The 3,268-nt window shown below is 50.0% G+C and carries 3 protein-coding genes; all 3 read right to left on the reverse strand.

Translation table 11 applies throughout. From position 1 onward, the window contains the following. Positions 1-122: 122 nt before the first annotated feature. On the reverse strand, positions 123-1,850 hold the full coding sequence (gene cadA, locus GXX57_11550; protein HHV45278.1) for a cadmium-translocating P-type ATPase: 1,728 nt from the start codon (positions 1,848-1,850) through the stop codon (positions 123-125). A gap of 22 nt (positions 1,851-1,872) precedes the next feature. After that, positions 1,873-2,088 carry a heavy-metal-associated domain-containing protein gene (locus GXX57_11555; protein ID HHV45279.1) on the reverse strand — a complete coding sequence of 72 codons (216 nt, stop codon included), beginning with the start codon at positions 2,086-2,088 and terminating at the stop codon, positions 1,873-1,875. A 510-nt stretch (positions 2,089-2,598) separates the two neighbouring features. Then, positions 2,599-3,030 carry a hypothetical protein gene (locus tag GXX57_11560; GenBank protein HHV45280.1) on the reverse strand — a complete coding sequence of 144 codons (432 nt, stop codon included), beginning with the start codon at positions 3,028-3,030 and terminating at the stop codon, positions 2,599-2,601. Between the last annotated feature and the right edge of the window lie 238 nt (positions 3,031-3,268).

Consider the following 3,268-nt stretch of genomic DNA (forward strand, 5'->3'; position numbering starts at 1 on the left):
CTCCGCGAAACTGCAATTATCTGATAAGTTCGCGGAATTTTCTGGATCTCCTGCAACGCCACAGAACTTTTTCTCGCGACAACGAAAAACCGTCCCAACCCCACAAACCTTATGTCAAAACCTCAGACTCCCACCACTAGGAGGGCAAATCCAATGTTCTGTCGAATATTGCGCACCGTAGCCCGACTCAGTCCCACCGCATAGGAAAGCCTATGGATGTCCGCGCTCATCAGCACAACATCTGCGGTCTCCATCGCTACATCGGTCCCGGCCCCACCGATAGCAATCCCCAGATCTGCCGTGGCCAAAGCTGGCGCATCGTTGACCCCATCGCCCACCATCGCCACTGTACCGTGCTTCTTCCGTAATTCTTCGAGAGCCTGCACCTTTTCCTCGGGAAGAAGTTCACTGTAGAAATCATCGATCCCGACTTTTTCTGCAACATATCCCGCTGCTAAACGATTGTCTCCGGTGAGCATGACAGTGCGTTTGACACCTTGGGCCTTCAAGTCGGCGACTAATGTCGCGGCATCCTCACGAATAGTGTCCGCGATAGAAATGATACCGTAGATCGCATCTTGCGTACCAATGATTACTGCGGTCTGTCCTTTTTCCTCTTCGCTTTCTAGGTAGGATTCGTAATCGGATAAATCGACTCCTTGGTCTTGGAAGAGCTTCCGATTCCCAATATAATACTGGTTGCCATCAAGACTGAAGCCAATCCCTTGGCCGATCATCATTTCTACATCTTCAGGCGTTCGAATGGCGGTGTCTGCTCTTTTTTCCGCTTCGGCAATAATTGCCTTGCCCAAGGGGTGCTCCGAATAGGACTCGCCACTGGCCGCAATGCTGAGGAGTTCGGCTTCATCGATTCCGTATGCCTTCACCCGGGTAACTCCCGGACGTCCTTCGGTCAAGGTGCCGGTTTTATCGAAGGCCACTACCCGGACAGTCCCCAGCTTCTCAATGATCTCCCCGCCTTTAATCAAGACACCGCGTTTTGCACCGTTACCGATGCCGGCAACAATGGAAACGGGAGTGGAAATCACCAGGGCGCCGGGACAAGAAATAACCAATAGTGTCAAAGCTAAACGAATATCTCGCGTGATGATGAATAGGACTGCAGAGAGCAAGATAATCGCCGGAGTATACCAACGGGAGAATCTCTCTAGGAACTTCTGGGTTTTAGCTTTCTTGTCCTGGGCCTCTTCCACCAGATGTAGGATACGGGCAAAGGTGGTATCGTCCCCCACTTGTTCCGCCTGGATCACAAGATACCCCGATTCAATGATCGTCCCGGAGAATACCCTTTCATCTAGGGTCCGACTCACCGGGATTGATTCCCCTGTAATGGCGGCCTGATTAATGTACGCGGAACCTTCCACGATCGTCCCGTCCACAGAAATCTTCTCCCCTGGCTTCACCACCACTAAATCGCCCTGTTCTACTTCCTCAGGAGAAACAATGGTCTCCACCCCATCTTTGCGAACTCGGGCCGTATCCGGCGCTAAATCCATCAACGCCCGAATGGAGGAACGGGTCTTTTCGATGGTACGGGACTCCAAGTAATCCCCCAAGGTAAACAGGAACGTAACTGCGGCGGCTTCCCAATATTCCCCGACGCTGAGGGCCCCGAGGACTGCGACGCTGACCAGAGTGTCAATACCTACTACTTTATACCGTAGTGCCCCGATGGCTCTCTTAAAAATGGAGGTACCCGCGATGACCGTAACTCCCAACATCAGGATGATGGTCAAGGGCTCATAACCGATCAGGTTCTTAAGGATAAAGGAAACCCCTGCCATAGTCCCGGAAATCCATACAATCTGTCTCCTACTTAGTCTGAACATCCCAGGCACCCCCTTTCCTCGCTTACTTTTCGGACAGAACTTGATATCCCAATCCTTCGATTTTCCCTTTAAGCTCCTCCGAAGTCACCACACTCTCGTCAAACTCGGCCCTCACCCGGGAACTGTTGTACAACACTTCCACTTCTTGTACCCCAGCGGTCTTCTTCAACACACTCTCAATCTTCGCCGCGCAAGTGGGGCAAGCGAGCGTCTTCAACTGATAAGTCTTCTTTGCCATATTTCTGCAACCTCCTTTTTGTTTTGTGGTTTAAGTATACGAAAAAAGCCGGGAGATTACTTTGATCCAGATCAAAAATAAGATCCTTTCCGGGAACTTTTTAACTCGCGGCCGGATCCTTAGGCAAATTTGAAATCAATCATTAAAGAATGGGCCATGTGATCCTGGCACATAGCTCATTCTGCTACTCAGAGTTTGCGCCACCCCGCAATGGCATTAGGGGTGCCGATTTGGAGTCAGGTGGGTTTGGCACTCGGTCCAACATCGAGGCGGCAACTCGGGCCATTCATGTTGAGAAAGATCGTTTTATGGGCAAATCGGTCAATTGTAAGCGTCAAAGCTAACCCACATGGCGGGCCGATACCTGGAAATAGTCTCAACACACATGGAGTTGAATCAATCATTAAACAATAAAGAATGAGCCGTGCATCGGGATCACATGGCTCATTCTTTATTGATTCGAGTCGGTTGGATTGACGAAACGACCATCACTTCAGATGAAACAATCAGCTACCTAAACTCAAACTCTGCATTAATACCGAGCGTTAGTGGAGGCGTTATCACGCGTACGATGGTAAAATTATCATCGTCCACATCTTTCAACTGCAGTGGCTCAACTGAGACAATCGGACTGGTTTCTACGTAGAAAGCGCCGTCTTTGTTCGCCGCCAACTGTCCATCGACAACCGTCACCCCAATAACATACCATTTACCAGGCTGTAGCTGGACCCCTTCACCGAGGGGAATTGTCACCCAAGCATCATCCCCTTTGGCATGCCCATCGGATCTGACTATTATAGAATAGCCACCAGTCTTCGTAGCGCTCTCCCAGATCCGTACCACAAAACCCTCAGGAAGCTCTTCGGGACGAGCCTTTATCCAGCACTTGGTTAGGCGAACCTCTTCTGAAGCACTCCCCTCCACGAAGAAACGAACACCCAAGTCTGTCGAAACAACGAAACTGCTTAACTCTAGTGTTTCATCAAACAACGTTATCCTGTTGAACGGCTGGTCTATATAGACACAAGCTACTAACCCTATGGCAGTACTCAGTAACCCTAAGGGCCCCGCAATGAGTTTGGAGAAACCCTTTGCACTATGATAGTATTGAGTCAGGGAGGGTTTCCAAATGAAGTCACGCCAGTATTCTGATGAGTTCAAGGAGAAGATCATTCAAGAG

This window comes from Bacillota bacterium, from assembly GCA_012839765.1.
Lineage (GTDB): Bacteria > Bacillota > Limnochordia > DUMW01 > DUMW01 > DUMW01.

What these genes read in the sequence shown, in the direction of transcription:
- cadA (HHV45278.1), bottom strand. Translation starts at nt 1,850, where the DNA reads ATGTTCAGACTAAGTAGGAGACAGATTGTATGGATTTCCGGGACTATG.
- GXX57_11555 (HHV45279.1), bottom strand. Translation starts at nt 2,088, where the DNA reads ATGGCAAAGAAGACTTATCAGTTGAAGACGCTCGCTTGCCCCACTTGC.